At 65.3% G+C, this 18,501-nt stretch carries 18 protein-coding genes; 16 read left to right on the top strand and 2 right to left on the bottom strand.

The features are described from left to right. The first annotated feature begins 53 nt into the window (after positions 1 to 53). From BTE28158_RS15330 to cysM, 15 genes are all read left to right on the top strand, one after another. Positions 54 to 653, top strand: coding sequence for a DUF2059 domain-containing protein (locus BTE28158_RS15330; RefSeq protein ID WP_011883810.1), 600 nt, complete (start codon positions 54 to 56; stop codon positions 651 to 653). A 161-nt stretch (positions 654 to 814) separates the two neighbouring features. Then, on the top strand, positions 815 to 1,897 hold the full coding sequence (serC, locus tag BTE28158_RS15325; protein WP_059530019.1) for a 3-phosphoserine/phosphohydroxythreonine transaminase: 1,083 nt from the start codon (positions 815 to 817) through the stop codon (positions 1,895 to 1,897). Between the two features lie 33 nt (positions 1,898 to 1,930). Continuing rightward, on the top strand, positions 1,931 to 3,013 hold the full coding sequence (pheA, locus tag BTE28158_RS15320; protein ID WP_059599006.1) for a prephenate dehydratase: 1,083 nt from the start codon (positions 1,931 to 1,933) through the stop codon (positions 3,011 to 3,013). Positions 3,014 to 3,200: 187 nt separating this feature from the next. Beyond that, complete coding sequence (locus BTE28158_RS15315) at positions 3,201 to 4,127, top strand: prephenate dehydrogenase/arogenate dehydrogenase family protein (RefSeq protein WP_151047053.1); 927 nt, start codon at positions 3,201 to 3,203, stop codon at positions 4,125 to 4,127. A 20-nt stretch (positions 4,128 to 4,147) separates the two neighbouring features. Next, positions 4,148 to 5,452, top strand: coding sequence for a 3-phosphoshikimate 1-carboxyvinyltransferase (aroA, locus tag BTE28158_RS15310; protein WP_059530011.1), 1,305 nt, complete (start codon positions 4,148 to 4,150; stop codon positions 5,450 to 5,452). 13 nt (positions 5,453 to 5,465) lie between these two features. Beyond that, positions 5,466 to 6,152 carry a (d)CMP kinase gene (cmk, locus tag BTE28158_RS15305; RefSeq protein ID WP_059599008.1) on the top strand — a complete coding sequence of 229 codons (687 nt, stop codon included), beginning with the start codon at positions 5,466 to 5,468 and terminating at the stop codon, positions 6,150 to 6,152. 141 nt (positions 6,153 to 6,293) lie between these two features. After that, positions 6,294 to 8,006: a 30S ribosomal protein S1 gene (rpsA, locus tag BTE28158_RS15300; protein ID WP_059599019.1), complete on the top strand. Its 1,713-nt coding sequence runs from the start codon at positions 6,294 to 6,296 to the stop codon at positions 8,004 to 8,006. A gap of 22 nt (positions 8,007 to 8,028) precedes the next feature. After that, on the top strand, positions 8,029 to 8,352 hold the full coding sequence (locus tag BTE28158_RS15295) for an integration host factor subunit beta (RefSeq protein WP_006750752.1): 324 nt from the start codon (positions 8,029 to 8,031) through the stop codon (positions 8,350 to 8,352). 210 nt (positions 8,353 to 8,562) lie between these two features. Beyond that, positions 8,563 to 8,856, top strand: a complete 294-nt coding sequence (locus tag BTE28158_RS15290) for a lipopolysaccharide assembly protein LapA domain-containing protein (protein ID WP_059530004.1) — start codon at positions 8,563 to 8,565, stop codon at positions 8,854 to 8,856. 53 nt (positions 8,857 to 8,909) lie between these two features. Further along, positions 8,910 to 10,082: a lipopolysaccharide assembly protein LapB gene (gene lapB / locus BTE28158_RS15285; protein ID WP_124623411.1), complete on the top strand. Its 1,173-nt coding sequence runs from the start codon at positions 8,910 to 8,912 to the stop codon at positions 10,080 to 10,082. A gap of 90 nt (positions 10,083 to 10,172) precedes the next feature. Continuing rightward, positions 10,173 to 11,573 (top strand): UDP-glucose dehydrogenase family protein, encoded by a 1,401-nt coding sequence (locus BTE28158_RS15280; RefSeq protein WP_124623408.1) that lies wholly within the window; start codon positions 10,173 to 10,175, stop codon positions 11,571 to 11,573. Positions 11,574 to 11,580: 7 nt separating this feature from the next. Further along, positions 11,581 to 12,531 (top strand): D-glycero-beta-D-manno-heptose-7-phosphate kinase, encoded by a 951-nt coding sequence (rfaE1, locus tag BTE28158_RS15275; RefSeq protein ID WP_170296363.1) that lies wholly within the window; start codon positions 11,581 to 11,583, stop codon positions 12,529 to 12,531. A 64-nt stretch (positions 12,532 to 12,595) separates the two neighbouring features. Then, positions 12,596 to 13,588, top strand: coding sequence for an ADP-glyceromanno-heptose 6-epimerase (gene rfaD / locus BTE28158_RS15270; protein WP_059507155.1), 993 nt, complete (start codon positions 12,596 to 12,598; stop codon positions 13,586 to 13,588). Between the two features lie 73 nt (positions 13,589 to 13,661). Then, positions 13,662 to 14,006, top strand: coding sequence for a ComEA family DNA-binding protein (locus tag BTE28158_RS15265; protein WP_151047049.1), 345 nt, complete (start codon positions 13,662 to 13,664; stop codon positions 14,004 to 14,006). Positions 14,007 to 14,212: 206 nt separating this feature from the next. Continuing rightward, positions 14,213 to 15,115: a cysteine synthase CysM gene (gene cysM / locus BTE28158_RS15260; protein WP_059599013.1), complete on the top strand. Its 903-nt coding sequence runs from the start codon at positions 14,213 to 14,215 to the stop codon at positions 15,113 to 15,115. A 77-nt stretch (positions 15,116 to 15,192) separates the two neighbouring features. On the opposite strand, the gene mltB is transcribed toward cysM, so the two are convergent. Continuing rightward, positions 15,193 to 16,542: a lytic murein transglycosylase B gene (mltB, locus tag BTE28158_RS15255; protein WP_124623567.1), complete on the bottom strand. Its 1,350-nt coding sequence runs from the start codon at positions 16,540 to 16,542 to the stop codon at positions 15,193 to 15,195. 43 nt (positions 16,543 to 16,585) lie between these two features. Here mltB and BTE28158_RS15250 point away from each other — a divergent pair, with 43 nt between their 5' ends. Next, the gene (locus BTE28158_RS15250; RefSeq protein WP_151047047.1) at positions 16,586 to 17,509 is read left to right on the top strand and encodes a histone deacetylase family protein; all 924 of its coding nucleotides are present in this window, start codon (positions 16,586 to 16,588) and stop codon (positions 17,507 to 17,509) included. A gap of 22 nt (positions 17,510 to 17,531) precedes the next feature. Here BTE28158_RS15250 and BTE28158_RS15245 read toward each other — a convergent pair whose 3' ends face one another. After that, entirely contained in the window at positions 17,532 to 18,455 is a 924-nt protein-coding gene (locus BTE28158_RS15245) for an alpha/beta hydrolase (protein WP_151047077.1), read from the bottom strand. Between the last annotated feature and the right edge of the window lie 46 nt (positions 18,456 to 18,501).

Here is an 18,501-nt window from a genome sequence, read left to right as displayed (position 1 = left end):
GTGAAGCGCCGCGGCCGGCGAGCAACCATTCATATTTCCAAAAGGGAGTGATGATGCAAAAGCAATTCAAGCAACTGGTTCTGCTGGCTGCACTGGTGCCGACGTTCGCGATGGCGCAAGCGCTGTCGAATTCCGCACCGGCTGCGACCGCGGCAGCTGCGCCGATCGACGCCGACAAGAAGGCGGCGATCAAGGATCTGCTCGACGCGATCGACGCGCCGAAGCTCGTGTCGGCAATCGGCAACAGCGCCGAGATGCAGGCAAAGCAACTCGTGCCGGCGATCCTGTCGGACGCGCTGTCGGAAAACAAGACGCTGAACGACAAGCAAAAGCAAGCCGCCGTGCCGACGCTGCAGAAGAACGCGGTGCCGAAGCTGGTTGACGGCGCGGGCAAGGTGTTCGGCACGCAGCAGTTCCAGAACGACGCGATGTCGGCTCAGTACGACGCTTACGCGAAGTACTACAGCACGTCGGAGATCAAGGATCTGACGACGTTCTACAAGAGCCCGACGGGCCGCAAGTTCATCCAGGTTCAGGATCAGGTCGGCCGCGACGTGGTCAACGGCCTGATGCAGAAGTACATGCCGCAAGCGATCCAGGCAACGCGTACGCAGGCTGACAAGGAAGTCGCTGCAGTCAAGCCGGGCAAGTAAGCCGTCCGGGCACGCCGCCCGGCCGTTCGGCCGGGTTTGGCGGGAGCCTGATGACAGTGCGATAATGGCCGTTTGCGCGCGAGCGCAAGCGGCCATTCCTTTTCTGGCGCGGTTCTTTCTGCCGGCGGCAAGCCGGTCGCGTCCCTCCCGAGGTTTTCACGATGCGCGTCTTTAATTTCTCCGCCGGTCCTGCGGCGCTCCCCGAGGAAGTGCTGCGGCAGGCCGCCGACGAAATGCTCGACTGGCACGGCAGCGGCATGAGCGTGATGGAGATGAGCCATCGCGGCAAGGAATTCATGTCGATCCACGAGGCAGCGCTGACCGACCTGCGCGAGCTGCTCGATGTGCCGGCCAGCCACCGGATCCTGTTCCTGCAGGGCGGCGGCATTGCCGAGAACGCGATCGTGCCGATGAACCTGCTTGGTTCGCGCAAGACCGCCGACTTCGTCGTGACGGGTTCGTGGTCGCAGAAGTCGTTCAACGAAGCGAAGAAATACGGCACGCCGCATCTGGCCGCATCCGGCAAGACGGCCGACGGTTTCACGCGCGCGCCCGCCCGCGCCGAATGGCAGCTGTCGGACGATCCGGCCTACGTGCATCTGTGCACGAACGAGACGATCGACGGCGTCGAGACGTTCGAGATTCCCGACCTCGGCGACGTGCCGCTCGTCGCGGACGTGTCGTCACACATTTTGTCGCGTCCGATGGACGTCGCGAAGTACGGCGTGTTGTTCGGCGGCGCGCAGAAGAACATTGGGATGGCCGGCGTGACCGTCGTGATCGTGCGAGAGGATCTGCTCGATCGCGCGCTGTCGATCTGTCCGTCCGCATTCGAATGGAAGACCGTCGCCGCGAACAACTCGCTGTACAACACGCCGCCTACTTATGCGATCTACATCGCGGGCCTCGTGTTCCAGTGGCTGAAGCGGCAGGGCGGCCTCGAGGCGATCGAGGCGCGCAATATCGAGAAGGCGAAGCTGCTCTACGACACGATCGATGCGAGCAGTTTCTATCTGAACAAGGTCGAGCCGGCGGTGCGGTCGCGTATGAACGTGCCCTTTTTCCTGGCCGACGAAACGCGCAACGAAGACTTCCTTGCCGGCGCAAAGGCGCGCGGGCTGCTGCAGCTGAAGGGCCACAAGTCCGTCGGCGGCATGCGGGCGTCGATCTACAACGCGGTGCCGCTCGAGGGCGTGAAAGCGCTCGTCGAGTACATGAAGGACTTCGAACAGCGCGGCGCCTGAGCGCGCGCTGTTCAAACAGCACGGCAACTACGCATGGACGACGAACTGAATTCCCGCCTGAAACCGCTGCGCGACCGCATCGATGCGATCGACGCGCAGCTGATCGCGCTCCTCAATCAGCGCGCCGCGGTGGCGCTCGAGGTGGGCGAGGTCAAGAAGCATTTCAATGCGCCGGTGTTCCGGCCGGAGCGCGAGCTGCAGGTGATCGCGCGCCTGCAGGACATGAGCGCGGGACCGCTCGCGAGCGAGCACATTAGCGCCATCTGGCGCGAGATCATGGCCGCGAGCCGCGCGCTCGAACAGACGATCCACGTCGCGTTCCTCGGGCCGGTCGGCACGTACAGCGAACAGGCGATGTTCGAGTACTTCGGCCAGTCGATCGAAGGGCTGCCGTGTCCGTCGATCGATGAGGTATTCCGCTCGGTCGAGGCAGGCGCGTCCGCATTCGGCATCGCGCCGGTCGAGAACTCGACCGAAGGTGCGGTGTCGCGCACGCTCGACCTGCTGCTGCAGACGCAGTTGCTGATCAGCGGTGAACTCGCGCTGCCGATCCATCACAACCTGCTCACGCAGAGCGGCACGCTCGACGGCGTGACGCGCGTCTGCGCGCATGCGCAGGCGCTCGCGCAATGCCAGCAGTGGCTTGCCGCGAACGCGCCGCAGCTCGAGCGGCAAGCGGTGTCGAGCAATGCGGAGGCCGCGCGTCTCGCGGCGGCGGATCCGAGCGTCGCGGCGATCGCAGGCGACCGCGCAGCCGCGCACTACGGCCTGCAGATCGCGTTCTCGCTGATTCAGGACGATCCGCACAATCGCACGCGCTTCGTGATCGTCGGCAAGCAGCCGGCCGGACAGAGCGGTCACGACCAGACGTCGCTGATCGTGTCGGTGAAGAACGAGCCGGGCGCGGTGTTCAAGCTGCTCGAACCGCTCGCGCGGCACGGTGTGTCGATGACGCGCTTCGAGTCGCGCCCCGCGCGGGTCGGCACGTGGGAGTATTACTTCTACATCGACATCGAAGGGCACCGGGACGAGCCAGCCGTGGCCGCCGCGCTCGCGGAGCTCGGCCAGAAGGCCGCGTTCCTGAAGATACTCGGTTCGTATCCGCGCGCGCGCTGACGCGCAGCGGCCCGTCGCCTGCACTGAGCAGGCGGCGCGGCGAAGCGGGCGGGGCAGGCCGGGCGGCGCTGCCCAAGGCGGGTTCGGGCGGTATCCGGTGCAGGTCGCGCCGGGTGCGGGCCCGTTGCCCGGAATCTGGACTTCCGTGCGCGGGGCGTCGTTCCGCGCGCGTCACTTGGCTCTTGTCGTGTCAGGCTTTGCATTCAACAAACTTGTCATCTTCGGCGTCGGCCTGATCGGCGGATCGCTGGCGCGCGCGCTGCGCGAGCGCACACCGGGTGGCGCGGGCGAAGTCGTCGGCGTCGGTCGTTCGCGTGCAACGGTCGATCGCGCGCTCGCGCTCGGCGTGATCGATCGCGCGGTGGCGCTCGACGACGATGCGCAACTGCGCGACGCACTTGCCGGCGCCGATCTCGTATTGCTGGCTGCGCCCGTCGCGCAAACGGGCCCGTTGCTCGCGCGCATCGCGCCGTGGCTTGACGCTGCGACGATCGTCACCGACGCTGGCAGTACCAAGTCCGACGTCGTTACGGCGGCACGCGATGCGTTCGGTGCGCGGATTGCGCAATTCGTGCCGGGCCATCCGATCGCCGGGCGCGAATCGAGCGGCGTCGAGGCCGCGCTGCCGGATCTGTACGTCGGTCGCAACGTCGTGCTGTGTCCGTTGCCGGAGAACGCGCCCGAAGCGGTCGCGCGGATCGACGCGATGTGGCGGGCGACCGGCGCCGACGTGCGCACCATGAGCACGGCGCAGCACGATCGCGTGTTCGCGTCGATCAGTCATCTGCCGCACGTGCTGTCGTTCGCGCTCGTAGAGCAAATTCTCGGCGAGACGGATGCCGAACTGAAATTCTCGTACGCGGCGGGCGGCTTCCGCGACTTCACGCGGATCGCGGCGTCGAGCCCGGAAATGTGGCGCGACGTGTGTGTCGCGAACCGCGCGGCGCTGCTCGATGAGCTCGACGGCTACACGCGCGTGCTCGCCCGGCTGCGTGCGGCGATCGACGCCGGCGATGGCGCGGCGCTCGAAGCCGTGTTCACTCGCTCGCGTGCTGCACGCAAGGCCTGGCAGGAACGTGGCGCGCAGCCCGCTGCCGAACCGGTCAAGAAATAACAGGAAACAGGACGATTCCCATGGACTATCTCGATCTCGGCCCATATTCCAGCGCATCGGGCACCGTGCGCCTGCCCGGCTCGAAAAGCATCTCGAACCGCGTGCTGCTGCTCGCGGCGCTTGCTGAAGGCGATACGACGATCACCAACCTGCTGGATTCCGACGACACGCGCGTGATGCTCGACGCGCTCGGCAAGCTTGGTGTGAAGCTCGCGCGCGAGGGCGACACCTGTGTCGTCACCGGCACGCGCGGCGCGTTCACCGCGAAGACCGCCGATCTGTTCCTCGGCAACGCGGGCACCGCGGTGCGACCGTTGACGGCGGCGCTCGCAGTCAACGGCGGCGACTATCGCGTGCACGGCGTGCCGCGCATGCACGAGCGGCCGATCGGCGACCTCGTCGACGGCCTGCGGCAGATCGGCGCGCAGATCGACTACGAGCAAAACGAAGGCTTTCCGCCGCTGCGGATCAAGCCTGCCGCGATCACGGTCGACGCGCCGATCCGCGTGCGCGGCGACGTGTCGAGCCAGTTCCTCACCGCGCTGCTGATGACGCTGCCGCTCGTGAAGGCGAAGGACGGCAGGATCGTCGTCGAAGTCGACGGCGAATTGATCTCGAAGCCGTACATCGACATCACGATCCGGCTGATGGCGCGCTTCGGCGTGACCGTCGAGCGCGACGGCTGGCAGCGCTTCGTCGTGCCGGCCGGCGTCCGCTACCGTTCGCCGGGGCGCATCATGGTCGAGGGCGATGCATCGTCGGCCTCGTACTTCCTCGCGGCCGGCGCGCTCGGCGGCGGCCCGCTGCGCGTCGAGGGCGTGGGGCGCGCGAGCATCCAGGGCGACGTCGGCTTCGCGAACGCGCTGATGCAGATGGGCGCGAACGTATCGATGGGCGACGACTGGATCGAAGTGCGCGGCATCGGCCATGACCATGGCAAGCTCGAGCCGATCGACATGGACTTCAACCTGATTCCCGACGCGGCGATGACCATCGCGGTCGCGGCGCTGTTCGCGAGCGGCACGAGCACGCTGCGCAACATCGCGAGCTGGCGCGTGAAGGAAACCGACCGCATCGCCGCGATGGCGACCGAACTGCGCAAGGTCGGCGCGATCGTCGAGGAAGGCCCGGACTATCTGGTCGTTACGCCGCCGCAACGGCTCACGCCGAATGCAGCGATCGACACGTACGACGATCACCGGATGGCGATGTGCTTCTCGCTCGTCAGCCTGGGCGGCGTGCCCGTGCGGATCAACGATCCGAAGTGCGTCGGCAAGACGTTCCCCGACTATTTCGACCGCTTTGCCGCGCTCGCCAAAGCCTGACCCGACAGTTCCGATGAAATCGACCCGACCCTTTCACCCGACCCCCGTCATCACGATCGACGGTCCGACCGCTTCCGGCAAGGGGACCGTCGCGGCGCTCGTCGCCGCGCATCTCGGCTTTCACCTGCTCGACAGCGGCGCGCTGTACCGGCTCGCCGCGCTCGCGAGCGTGCGCTACGGCATCGCGGCGGAGGATGTCGACGCGCTCGTGAAGCTGATCGACGATCTTCACATCACGTTCCGCGAGGGCTGCGCGCAGCTCGACGGCGTCGACGTGTCGAACGACATCCGCGCCGAAGCGGTCGGCAACCGCGCGTCGGCCATTGCCGTGCACGGGCCGGTGCGTACCGCGCTCGTCGCGCGCCAGCGCGCGTTCCGCAAGACGCCGGGCCTCGTTGCCGACGGCCGCGACATGGGCACTGTGATCTTCCCGGACGCCGTGCTGAAGGTGTTCCTGACGGCCAGTGCCGAGGCTCGCGCGACCAGGCGGCATAAGCAATTGATGCAAAAAGGTTTTTCTGCTAATATTGATAACTTGCTCCGGGATCTTCGTGAACGTGACGCGCGCGACAGCAATCGCGCAGCCGCGCCGCTGAAGCCTGCGGCAGATGCCAAGCTGCTCGATACGTCGGCGCTTTCGGTTGATGAAGCAGTCGACCAGGTGCTGCAGTGGTACCGAACGCTCGGTCAGCCCGCCTGAGAAGGCGGGCAGCAGTAGGTGCTTTGCGCGAGAAGCGCGGAGCGTGTTTCGAACCCTTAACCCCGTGTGGCTTCGATCTGGCCCTTTCAGCCTGCCATTCCGGCCGGCGTGGCACAGCGATCCATGCACAATCAGATTTTTATGTCCGACCTGCAAACCTCCAACCCGAATACTGAATCTTTCGCGGCTCTGTTCGAAGAGTCGCTGACCCGCCAAGACATGCGCGCCGGCGAAGTGATTTCCGCCGAAGTCGTGCGCGTCGACCACAACTTCGTGGTCGTCAATGCAGGCCTGAAGTCCGAGGCTTACATTCCGATCGAGGAATTCCTGAACGATCAGGGCGAGGTTGAGGTGCAGTCGGGCGATTTCGTGTCCGTCGCGATCGACGCACTCGAAAACGGCTACGGCGACACGATCCTGTCGCGCGACAAGGCGAAGCGCCTTGCATCGTGGCTGTCGCTGGAAAAGGCTCTCGACAACAACGAACTCGTCACCGGCACGATCACCGGCAAGGTGAAGGGCGGCATGACCGTGATGGTCAACGGCATCCGCGCGTTCCTGCCGGGTTCGCTGGTCGACACGCGTCCGGTCAAGGACACGACCCCGTACGAAGGCAAGACGCTCGAATTCCGCGTGATCAAGCTCGATCGCAAGCGTAACAACGTCGTGCTGTCGCGTCGTGCAGTGATCGAAGCAACGCAAGGCGAAGAGCGCGCAAAGCTGCTCGAGACGCTGAAGGAAGGCGCGATCGTCAACGGCGTGGTCAAGAACATCACCGACTACGGCGCGTTCGTCGACCTCGGCGGCATCGACGGCCTGCTGCACATCACCGACATCGCATGGCGTCGTGTGCGTCACCCGAGCGAAGTCCTGTCGGTTGGCCAGGAAGTCACCGCGAAGATCCTCAAGTTCGATCAAGAGAAGAACCGCGTCTCGCTGGGCATCAAGCAACTGGGCGACGATCCGTGGGAAGGCATCTCGCGCCGTTACCCGTCGGGCACGCGCCTGTTCGGCAAGGTCACGAACATCACCGACTACGGCGCATTCGTCGAAGTGGAATCGGGCATCGAAGGCCTCGTCCACGTGTCGGAAATGGACTGGACCAACAAGAACGTTGCTCCGTCGAAGGTTGTCCAGCTGGGCGACGAAGTCGAAGTCATGGTCCTCGAGATCGACGAAGACCGTCGTCGTATCAGCCTCGGCATGAAGCAGTGCAAGCCGAATCCGTGGGATGACTTCAGCCGCAACTTCAAGAAGGGCGACAAGATCACGGGCGCAATCAAGTCGATCACCGACTTCGGCGTGTTCATCGGTCTGCCGGGCGGCATCGACGGCCTGGTCCACCTGTCGGACCTGTCGTGGAGCGAAGCCGGCGAAGAAGCCGTTCGCAAGTACAAGAAGGGCGACGAAGTCGAGGCGATCGTGCTCGGTATCGACGTCGAGAAGGAGCGTATTTCGCTCGGCATCAAGCAGCTCGAAGGCGACCCGTTCAGCAACTACGTTGCAATGAACGACAAGGGTTCGATCGTCGACGGCGTGGTGAAGTCGGTCGATGCGAAGGGCGCTGTCGTCACGCTGACGGGCGACATCGAAGGCTACCTGCGCGCGTCGGAAATCTCGCAGGATCGCGTCGAAGACGCACGCAACGTGCTGAAGGAAGGCGACAAGGTCAACGCGATGGTGATCAACATCGATCGCAAGTCGCGTGGCATCAACCTGTCGATCAAGGCGAAGGATTCGGCTGAACAACAGGAAGCGATCCGCGGCCTGCAGTCGGACACCAGCGCTGCTGCGACCGGTACGACCAACCTCGGCGCGCTGCTGAAGGCGAAGCTCGACGGCCAGAACCAGTAAGCCTCACGAGGTCTGCTGAAGTATGACCAAATCCGAGTTGGTCGCGCAGCTGGCACTGCGATTTCCGCAACTTGTCCTCAAGGATGCGGATTTCGCGGTGAAAACGATGCTCGATGCAATGTCCGACGCTTTGTCGAAAGGGCATCGCATCGAAATTCGGGGTTTCGGCAGCTTCGGCCTCAACCGTCGCCCGGCGCGCGTTGGGCGCAACCCGAAGTCGGGGGAGAAAGTGCAGGTGCCCGAGAAGTTCGTGCCTCACTTCAAGCCCGGCAAGGAATTGCGTGAACGCGTCGACGGCCGCGCCGGCGAGCCGTTGAAAGCTGATGATCCGGACGACGAGCGTTGAGCGTCGTGCGGCTTGCCCGGAATCCGTCCGGCGAAGGCTGAAGAAAAAAGCGCCCCTTGCGGGCGCTTTTTTCATTTCCGGCGGCTGCGTGACAACGTGTACCCGCAGGATGTGCGGTGACGCGGAAACGCTTCCTTTACAATACGGGTCGATTCGGCGCCGCGAAGGGGAGTCGCGCGCCACGGCAAACCTCAACAAAGAGAGGGCTACATGAAGTTTATCGTCTGGCTGATCCGGGTATTGGTGTTCGTGCTGTTGCTGGTGCTCGCGCTGGCCAATACGCAAACCGCGACGCTGAATTTCGTTGCCGGCTACGCATGGCAAGCGCCGCTGATCCTGATCGGCCTCGCGTTCTTCGTCGTGGGGCTGCTGGCCGGCCTGCTGTCCGCGCTGCCGGCGATCTTCCGCATGCGCCTCGAGAACGGGCGCCTGAAGCGCGATCTGCGTACGGCGCGCGAAACCCCGGCCGTCGTCGACCAGCCGCCGATGCCGCCCGTCATTTAACACGGACGCCGCGCGACCCTGGCGCGGTTTTCGTCTCTGCTTCGATATTTCGCATGGATCTGGATTTTTGGTGGTTGCTCGCGATTCCGGTGGCGTTCGCGCTCGGCTGGGCGGCGTCACGCTATGACCTGAAGAACCTCCTGTCGGAGAGCGCCAACCTGCCGCGATCGTATTTCCGCGGCCTGAACTTTCTGTTGAACGAACAACCGGACAAGGCGATCGACGCGTTCATCGAGGTCGCGAAGCTCGACCCCGAGACGGTCGAGTTGCACTTCGCGCTCGGCAACCTGTTTCGCCGCCGTGGCGAAACGGACCGTGCGATCCGCGTGCATCAGAACCTGCTGAGCCGCACGGACCTGCCGGTGAACGAGCGCGACCACGCGCTGTACGAGCTCGGCCAGGATTTCCTGAAGGCCGGCCTGCTCGATCGTGCGGAGGAGACCTTCCACCGGCTCGCCGATGGCGATTACGCGCTGGGCGCGCAGCGGGCGCTGCTGACGATCTACGAGATCGAGAAGGACTGGAACAAGTCGATCGATACCGCGAAACGCATCGAATCGATGAGCGACAAACCGCTCGGCACCGAAATCGCGCAGTTCCATTGCGAACTCGCGCAGGAGGCGCTGCAACGCAAGAACGCCGCGGCTGCGGCCGATCAATTGAAGCTCGCGCTTGCAGCGAACCCGCAGAACGTCCGCGCGACGATCCTGTCCGGCGACGCCGCGCAGGCGGCGGGCGATCACGCGGCCGCGATCGAGCACTGGAAGCGTGTCGAAGCGCAGAATCCGGCGTATCTGCCGCTCGTCGCCGACAAGCTGATGAAGGCCTACGTCGCGCTCGGCAAGCCGGTCGAGGGTGCCGAGCTGCTGATGGGCTATGTCGATCGTTATACGTCGAACGACCTGCTCGATATTGCTTATCAGCACATCGCCGGGTTGCGCGGCCAGGAAGCGGCGCACACACTCGCGCGTACGCAGATGGAGAAGTCGCCGAACCTGTCGGGCATGCTGCACCTGCTCGATGCGCAGATCGCGGCCGCCGACGAGCCGCGCCGTAAGGAACTTGAAATGATGCGTGCGCTGATCAAGCAGCGCACCAAGAATCTGCCACGCTATACGTGCCAGAATTGCGGTTTCCGGGCACGGCTCTTCTACTGGCAGTGCCCCGGATGCAGCGGCTGGGAAACCTATGCGCCGCGCCGCGTCGAACCTGCGATGCCGGGCTGATCCCGGCGTTCGACGCGCAAGCGCTGCGGTTGTCGCCGGGCCCGGTCCGGCGGCCAAGTTTGTCATTTACCGGGACGTACCGGAACATCTATGAAAATCACCATCATCGGCACTGGCTATGTCGGTCTCGTCACGGGCTCCTGCCTCGCCGAGATCGGCCACGACGTCTTCTGTCTGGATGTCGATCCGCGCAAGATCGAGATCCTGAACAACGGCGGGATGCCGATTCACGAACCGGGCCTGCTGGACATTATCGCGCGCAACCGCGCGGCAGGACGTCTGCGCTTCTCGACCGACATCGAGGCGAGCGTTGCCCACGGTGAGATCCAGTTCATCGCGGTCGGCACACCGCCCGACGAGGACGGTTCGGCCGACCTGCAATACGTGCTCGAGGCGGCGCGCAACATCGGCCGGTACATGACCGGTTTCAAGGTGATCGTCGACAAGTCGACGGTGCCGGTCGGCACCGCGCAGCGCGTGCGCGCGGTGGTCGACGAGGCACTCGGCGCGCGCGGCCTTGCGGGCAGCGTCGCGCACCGTTTCTCGGTCGTGTCGAATCCGGAATTCCTGAAGGAAGGCGCGGCAGTCGAGGACTTCATGCGCCCGGACCGAATCATCATCGGTGTCGACGACGACGAGACGGGCACGGTGGCGCGCGAGAAGATGAAGAAGCTGTACGCGCCGTTCAACCGCAATCACGAGCGCACGATCTACATGGACGTGCGTTCGGCGGAATTCGCGAAATATGCGGCGAATGCGATGCTCGCGACGCGCATTTCGTTCATGAACGAGATGTCGAACCTCGCCGACAAGGTCGGTGCCGACATCGAAGCCGTGCGCCGCGGGATCGGTTCCGATCCGCGCATCGGCTATCACTTCCTGTACGCGGGCGTTGGTTACGGCGGCTCGTGCTTCCCGAAGGACGTGCAGGCGTTGATTCGCACCGCGAGCGAAAACGGTCAGCCGCTGCGCATCCTGGAGGCCGTCGAAGCGGCCAACTCCGCACAGAAGGACGTGCTGATCGGCAAGATCGAGCAGCGCTTCGGCGCAGACCTGAACGGCCGCGAATTCGCGGTCTGGGGCCTCGCGTTCAAGCCGAACACGGACGACATGCGCGAGGCGCCGAGCCGTCGGCTGATCGCCGCGCTGCTCGGGCGTGGCGCGACCGTGCGCGCGTACGATCCGGTCGCGATCGACGAGGCGCGCCGTGTGTTCGCGCTCGATCTCGGTGAGGCTCCCGACGCGCTTGCGCGCCTGCACTTCGTCGATACCCAGGACGCGGCCGTGACCGCCGCGGATGCGCTCGTGATCGTCACCGAATGGAAGGAATTCAGGAGCCCGGATTTCACTCGCCTGAAGGCCGAACTGAAGGCGCCGGTGATCTTCGACGGACGCAATCTGTACGAGCCGGACGCGATGGCCGAACTCGGCATCGACTACCATGCGATCGGGCGTCCGCATGTCGACCCCCAGTCCTCTCCCCGTGGATGAACGCACGATGACTACCCTTCGCGAAGTGGTGCCGGTGCCGCGCGCGCAGCTCGCGCGTTCGCGCGTGCTCGTGGTCGGTGACGTGATGCTCGACCGCTACTGGTTCGGCAACGTCGAGCGCATTTCTCCGGAAGCACCGGTTCCTGTCGTGCACGTGCAGCGCCAGGAAGAGCGGCTTGGCGGTGCGGCCAACGTCGCGCGCAACGCGGTGACGCTCGGCGGTCAGGCCGGGCTCCTGTGCGTGGTTGGCTGCGACGAGCCGGGCGAGCGCATCGTCGAATTGCTCGACAGCAGCGGTGTGACGCCCCATCTCGAACGCGATGCGTCACTGCCGACGACGATCAAGCTGCGCGTGCTCGCGCGCCAGCAGCAGCTGCTGCGCGTCGACTTCGAGGCGATGCCGACGCACGAGGTGCTGCTCGCCGGGCTCGCGCGTTTCGATGCGCTGCTGCCGCAGCACGACGTCGTGCTGATGTCGGATTACGCGAAAGGCGGTCTGACGCACGTGACCACGATGATCGAGAAGGCGCGCGCGGCCGGCAAGCCAGTGCTCGTCGATCCAAAGGGCGGCGACTGGGCGCGCTATCGCGGCGCATCGCTGATCACGCCGAACCGTGCCGAGTTGCGCGAGGTCATCGGCCAGTGGCAATCGGAAGACGACCTGCGCGCGCGTGTCGCGAAGCTGCGTGCGGAGCTCGATCTCGACGCGTTGCTGCTCACACGTTCGGAAGAGGGGATGACGCTTTTTTCCGCAGCGGGCGAACTGCACGCACCGGCGCTCGCGCGCGAGGTGTATGACGTGTCCGGCGCAGGCGATACCGTGATCGCGACGGTCGCGACGATGCTCGGTGCCGGCGTGCCGCTCGTCGATGCCGTCGTGCTCGCGAACCGTGCGGCAGGCATCGTGGTCGGCAAGCTGGGTACGGCCACGGTAGCCTACGACGAGCTGTTTCACTGAGCGCATTCGGCGGCGCGCCGAGCGGGCCGCACGTATTTCTTGCAGTTTTTCAGGCAGAACGACCATGACCATCATCGTCACCGGCGCAGCCGGTTTTATCGGCGCGAACATCGTCAAGGCGCTCAACGAGCGCGGCGAGTCGCGCATCATCGCGGTCGACAATCTGACGCGCGCGGACAAGTTCCGCAATCTCGTCGATTGCGAGATCGACGACTATCTCGACAAGACGGAATTCGTCGAGCGCTTCGCGCGCGGCGATTTCGGCAAGGTACGCGCGGTATTCCATGAAGGCGCCTGTTCGGACACGATGGAAACCGACGGCCGCTACATGATGGACAACAACTTCCGCTACAGTCGCGCGGTGCTCGATGCGTGCCTCGCGCAGGGCGCGCAGTTCCTGTACGCGTCGTCGGCCGCGATCTACGGCGGCTCGACGCGTTTCGTCGAGGAGCGCGAAGTCGAGGCGCCGCTGAACGTCTACGGCTATTCGAAGTTCCTGTTCGACCAGGTGATCCGCCGCGTGCTGCCGAGCGCGAAGAGCCAGATCGCCGGGTTCCGCTACTTCAACGTGTACGGTCCGCGCGAGACACACAAGGGCCGCATGGCGTCGGTCGCGTTCCACAACTTCAACCAGTTCCGCGCGGAAGGCAAGGTCAAGCTGTTCGGCGAGTACAACGGTTATGCGCCGGGCGAGCAGACGCGCGACTTCGTGTCGGTCGAGGACGTCGCGAAGGTGAACCTGTTCTTCTTCGATCATCCGGAGAAATCGGGCATCTTCAACCTCGGCACCGGCCGGGCACAACCGTTCAACGACATCGCATCGACGGTCGTGAACACGCTGCGCGCGCTCGACAACCTGCCGCCGCTGACGCTCGCGCAGCAGGTCGAGCAAGGGCTGATCGAATACGTGCCGTTCCCGGATGCGCTGCGCGGCAAGTACCAGTGCTTCACGCAGGCCGACCAGACGAAACTGCGTGCTGCCGGCTACGATGCGCCGTTCCTGACGGTGCAGGAGGGTGTCGATCGCTACGTGCGTTGGCTATCCGGCCAGGTTTAAGCCTGCGCGTCGCATCGCTAGACTGGGTCTCACGGTCGGCAGCCGCCGACCGTTTTCATCGGAGATCCAGTACATGATCAGGAAATGGTTTGCCGCCGCCGCCATGTTCGGCGCGATCGCGTCGGCCTGGGCGGCCGTCGACGTCAACACCGCGAACGAAGATGCACTCGTCGGCATCAAGGGCATCGGTCCCGCGCGAGCGAAGGCGATTCTCGACGAGCGCGGTGCACGGGGGGCTTTCAGGAATGCAGACGATCTCTCATCGCGCGTGAAAGGCATGGGCGGCCATACGGTCGAGCGCCTTCAGCGGGAAGGGTTGACGATCGGTACGGCCGGCCCAGGTGCTGCGGCACCGGCCGCGGGCAAGCCCGCGGCGGCGACGCCGGCTGCGGCACCTGCCCGCACCGCGCAGAAGTAACGCACGCAAGACAAAGGGCTCCTTCAGCCGCCGTCGTTGCGACGGCTTCCCGCGGCATGCCGCGGGTTTTTTGCGTGCATGCTGCAAATGCACAGTCGTCAATCGTGCGGCACATCTATTCCATCGTCACAATGGGGTTGCCGGCGCGAGCCCCGGTGCTGGTTTACAATCAATCGATTGATCGGCCTCGCACTCACGGTATCTCCATGGCTTACAAAACTATCGAAGACACGATCGGCAACACGCCGCTCGTGCAACTGGTCCGCCTGCCGGACGACGAGATTCGCGCACGCAACAACGTGGTGCTCGCGAAGCTGGAAGGGAACAATCCGGCCGGCTCCGTGAAGGATCGCCCTGCGCTGTCGATGGTCAGCAAGGCCGAGGCGCGCGGTCGCATCAAGCCGGGCGATACGCTGATCGAGGCGACGAGCGGCAACACGGGCATCGCGCTCGCGATGGCAGCGGCGATCCGCGGCTACAAGATGGTGCTGATCATGCCGGAGGATCTGTCGATCGAGCGTCGCCAGAGCATGGCCGCCTACGGCGCCGAAATCATCCTGACGCCCGTAAAGGGCGGGATGGAACTGGCGCGCGACCTCGCGGAGCAGATGCAGCGCGAAGGCAAGGGGGTGATTCTCGATCAGTTCGGGAACCCTGACAATCCGATCGCGCACTACGAAGGAACTGGCCCGGAGATCTGGCGCGACACCGAGGGGCGCGTCACGCACTTCGTGTCGGCGATGGGCACGACGGGCACGATCATGGGCACGTCGCGCTTTCTGAAGGAACAGAATGCGGCGATCGAGATCGTCGGCGCGCAGCCGGAAGAAGGGTCGCGTATTCCGGGCATTCGCAAGTGGCCGGAAGCCTATATGCCGACGATCTTCGATCGCAGCCGCGTCGATCGCGTCGAGAGCGTGAGTCAGGCCGCGTCCGAAACGATGGCGCGTCGGCTCGCGGCCGTCGAAGGCATCTTTGCCGGTATCTCGTCGGGTGGCGCATGCGAAGTCGCGATGCGTATCGCGCGTCAGGTCGAGAACGCGACGATCGTGTTCATCGTCTGCGATCGCGGCGACCGCTACCTGTCGACCGGCGTATTTCCTGCCTGAGCCCGAACGGCATCAGCAGCGTCACGCGATAAAAAAAGCGCCGCATGAGCGGCGCTTTTTCTTTGCGCGGACCGTGCTTATTGCGCCGGCGCTTCCGTGTCCGCCGCAGGCAGCGGCAGCGCGCCGTTCGCTTCCATCTGCGCCTTCACGGCTTCGCCGAGCTGGTACACGGCGAGTGCGTAGAAGAAGCTGCGGTTGTAGCGCGTCAGCACGTAGAAGTTCTTGAGGCCGAGCATGTATTCGGTCGCGCTTCCCGGCGACGGCAGATCGACCACGGTGACCGGCGTGCCAGCTTCGGTGGTGATGTTGACCATCGGCTCGTTGAGCGTCATGCCGGCGCGCAGAAGTTGCGACAGTGCCCAGTGCGGTTCGGGCTGACCGTCCGCGGCCGCCTGGGCAATGCCGAGGCTGCCCGTGTCGGGCGTGATTCGCCAGACTACCGGGCGATCGGTTTCCCAGCCGTGCTGCTTCAGGTAGTTCGCGACGCTGCCGATCGCATCGGCAGGACTGCTGCGCAGATCGACGTGGCCGCCGCCGTCGTAATCAACCGCATACTCGCGGATGCTGCTCGGCAGGAACTGCGGGATGCCGATCGCGCCCGTGTACGAGCCGAGCACGGTAGTCGGGTCGAGCTGGTTGTCGCGGGTCCAGACGAGGAAGTCCTCGAGATTCTTGCGGAACGTTGCCTGGCGACTGTCGCGATTCGGCGTGTCCGGGTAGTCGAACGTGAGCGTCGTCAGCGCATCGAGCACGCGGAAGTTGCCCATGTAGCGGCCGTAGATCGTTTCGACGCCGATGATGCCGACGATCACTTCGGGCGGCACGCCGAATTCCTCGGACGCGCGCTGCAGCGTCGCCTGGTTCGCCTTCCAGAATTTCACGCCCGCGTTGATGCGGATCGGTTCGATGAAACGCGAACGATAGACGCGCCAGTTCTTTACCGAAGGCGTCGGAGCCGGCTTCACGAGCTTCACGGCGGTGGCCGAGTAGCTGATGCGCGAGAACAGCGCATGCAGGCTTGTGGAATCGAAGCCGTTGCGGCTCACCATCTCGTCGATGAACGCATCGACCTTCGCGTTGTTCGCGTAGCGCTGCGGAACGATTTCCTCTTCGAAGGTCTGCCCTTGCGGCGCCGGCTGCTGCGGTTGCGCCTGCGCGACGCGCGTGCCGGGAGACTTCGCGGGCTGCGTCTGCGCGACGGCGGGCGCGGCCGCCACGGTAGCGGCGACGGCAGCAGCAACGAGCGGAACGCGAACGCTAAACAGTGCGGAGAGAAGGGCGGCAGGCTTGCTGGAATTCATGTCGAAGCGGGCGGACAGGGCGGTGGGGTTCGGCGCAGTATACCCGACGCATCCTGCGTGCCGGGGCGAAGCAGCGTACCGTTGTGGTAAGTTAGCGGCGAATTCGCGGCAGACGATGGACATTATTGATGGAGACCTGCGGCGCACCCCGCGTCGCGGATGACAGATTATGGCAACCGCCTTCTATACGCACCCCGACTGCATGCTGCACGAGATGGGGGAATGGCATCCGGAATGCCCGGCCCGCCTGTCGGCGATCCAGGATCAACTGATCGCGAGCCGCATCGACGACCTGATCGTGCACGAAACCGCGCCGTTCGCGAGCGAGGTGGCGCTGGGCCGCGTGCATACGCAGGCCCACATCGACTACATCCGCAGCATGACGCCCGTCGACGGCTACGTCGAGATCGATCCCGACACGCTGATGAACCGCGACACGTGGCGCGCCGCGCTGCGTGCGGCCGGCGCGTCGATCGCGGCGACCGACGCCGTGATCGAAGGCCGCTACGCGAATGCGTTCTGCAGCGTGCGGCCGCCCGGCCATCACGCGGAGCCCGCGCGCGCGATGGGTTTCTGCTTTTTCAACAACGTCGCGATCGGCGCGCGGCATGCGCTAGACGTCCACGGCCTCGAGCGCGTCGCGATCGTCGATTTCGACGTGCACCACGGCAACGGCACCGAAGCCGCGTTCGCGAACGACGAGCGGGTGCTGATGTGCAGCTTCTTCCAGCATCCGCTATACCCGTTCTCGGGCGTCGATCACCAGGCGCCGAACATGGTCAACCTGCCGATGCCTGCGCGCAGCAACGGGATGGCGATCCGCGAAGCGGTCGACATGTTCTGGCTGCCGCGTCTCGACGCGTTCAAGCCGCAGATGCTGTTCGTGTCGGCCGGTTTCGACGCGCATCGAGAGGACGACATCGGCAGCCTCGGTCTCGTCGAGGCCGATTTCGAATGGCTGACCGCGCAGATCGTCGACGTCGCGCGCCGGCATGCGCAGGGCCGCATCGTGAGCTGTCTCGAGGGCGGCTACAACCTGTCCGCGCTCGGCCGCAGCGTCGTGGCGCACCTGCGCGTGCTGGCCGGCATCTGACCGGGAGCGGGGCGGCGCGCGCTCAGCGCGCCTGCACGTGCGCGTGAATCCACTCGATCAGCGCATCGATCACGCGGTCGCGCTCGAGATCGTTCATCGTTTCGTGGAACCCGCCTTCGTATAGCGTCAGCGTGCGATCGGGCGAGCCGACGCGTGCGCCGAACGCGCGGCTTCCGTCGGGCTCGGTCAGCTTGTCCTCGGTGCCGTGATAGACGAGCACCGGCACGCGCAGCGCGCCGCGACCGCGCTCGATGCGCGCCATCGCGTCGAGGATCTCGGCGCCGGTGCGCGCCGGCACCGCGCCGTGGTGCACGAGCGGGTCGGCACGATTGGCCGCGACGACGGCCGGATCGCGCGACAGCAGCGCCGCGTCGATCCTGATCGCGGGGAAGCTCGGCCACACGCGGGTGATGAAGCGGCTCATCGCGAGCATCCAGCGCGGCACGTCGCGTCCCGGCGCGAGCGCCGGGCTCGACAGCACGAGGCCCGCCAGCGCGTGGCCGCGAATCGGCGCGCGTTCGATTGCATACAGCGCCGCGACGGCGCCGCCCATGCTGTGCCCCATCAGGAAGAGCGGCGTATCGTCGCGGGCGGCTTCGGCGACGAGGGCATCCGCATCGTTCAGGTAATCGTCGAAACGCTCGACCCACGCGCGTTTACCGGGCGACTGGCCGTGCCCGCGCAGATCGATCGCCAGCACGTCGATGCCGGCCGCGTTCAATCTGGCCGCGAGCGCCGCGTAGCGGCCCGCATGCTCGGCGAGGCCATGCACGAGAGCAATCGTCGCGCGTGGCGGCTCCGTGCCGTCGCCAGCCGGCCAGCGATACGACGCCAGTTCGAGCCCGTCCGCGGTACGGAGCCGGCCCATCCGCGGGTCGGGCGGCGCTGCCGTGTCCCGTGCTGCGATGGCGGCGGGTGCGGCGACCTGCGTGGTGGTGGCGGTCATCTGGCGGGTCCCCTGTTTGGTTGGCATCGGTGTTCCGGATCATAGT

It is taken from the genome of Burkholderia diffusa (genome assembly GCF_902499115.1).
Lineage (GTDB): Bacteria > Pseudomonadota > Gammaproteobacteria > Burkholderiales > Burkholderiaceae > Burkholderia > Burkholderia diffusa.
The sequence above is the reverse complement of the archived record's forward strand: the minus strand, read 5'-3'. Positions and strand labels throughout refer to the sequence as shown.

Bases quoted from the DNA above. Each gene is read 5' to 3' on its own strand.
- BTE28158_RS15330 (WP_011883810.1), top strand. From the start codon at position 54: ATGCAAAAGCAATTCAAGCAACTGGTTCTGCTGGCTGCACTGGTGCCG.
- serC (WP_059530019.1), top strand. From the start codon at position 815: ATGCGCGTCTTTAATTTCTCCGCCGGTCCTGCGGCGCTCCCCGAGGAA.
- pheA (WP_059599006.1), top strand. From the start codon at position 1,931: ATGGACGACGAACTGAATTCCCGCCTGAAACCGCTGCGCGACCGCATC.
- aroA (WP_059530011.1), top strand. From the start codon at position 4,148: ATGGACTATCTCGATCTCGGCCCATATTCCAGCGCATCGGGCACCGTG.
- cmk (WP_059599008.1), top strand. From the start codon at position 5,466: ATGAAATCGACCCGACCCTTTCACCCGACCCCCGTCATCACGATCGAC.
- rpsA (WP_059599019.1), top strand. From the start codon at position 6,294: ATGTCCGACCTGCAAACCTCCAACCCGAATACTGAATCTTTCGCGGCT.
- BTE28158_RS15295 (WP_006750752.1), top strand. From the start codon at position 8,029: ATGACCAAATCCGAGTTGGTCGCGCAGCTGGCACTGCGATTTCCGCAA.
- BTE28158_RS15290 (WP_059530004.1), top strand. From the start codon at position 8,563: ATGAAGTTTATCGTCTGGCTGATCCGGGTATTGGTGTTCGTGCTGTTG.
- lapB (WP_124623411.1), top strand. From the start codon at position 8,910: ATGGATCTGGATTTTTGGTGGTTGCTCGCGATTCCGGTGGCGTTCGCG.
- BTE28158_RS15280 (WP_124623408.1), top strand. From the start codon at position 10,173: ATGAAAATCACCATCATCGGCACTGGCTATGTCGGTCTCGTCACGGGC.
- rfaE1 (WP_170296363.1), top strand. From the start codon at position 11,581: ATGACTACCCTTCGCGAAGTGGTGCCGGTGCCGCGCGCGCAGCTCGCG.
- rfaD (WP_059507155.1), top strand. From the start codon at position 12,596: ATGACCATCATCGTCACCGGCGCAGCCGGTTTTATCGGCGCGAACATC.
- BTE28158_RS15265 (WP_151047049.1), top strand. From the start codon at position 13,662: ATGATCAGGAAATGGTTTGCCGCCGCCGCCATGTTCGGCGCGATCGCG.
- cysM (WP_059599013.1), top strand. From the start codon at position 14,213: ATGGCTTACAAAACTATCGAAGACACGATCGGCAACACGCCGCTCGTG.
- BTE28158_RS15250 (WP_151047047.1), top strand. From the start codon at position 16,586: ATGGCAACCGCCTTCTATACGCACCCCGACTGCATGCTGCACGAGATG.
- BTE28158_RS15245 (WP_151047077.1), bottom strand. From the start codon at position 18,455: ATGACCGCCACCACCACGCAGGTCGCCGCACCCGCCGCCATCGCAGCA.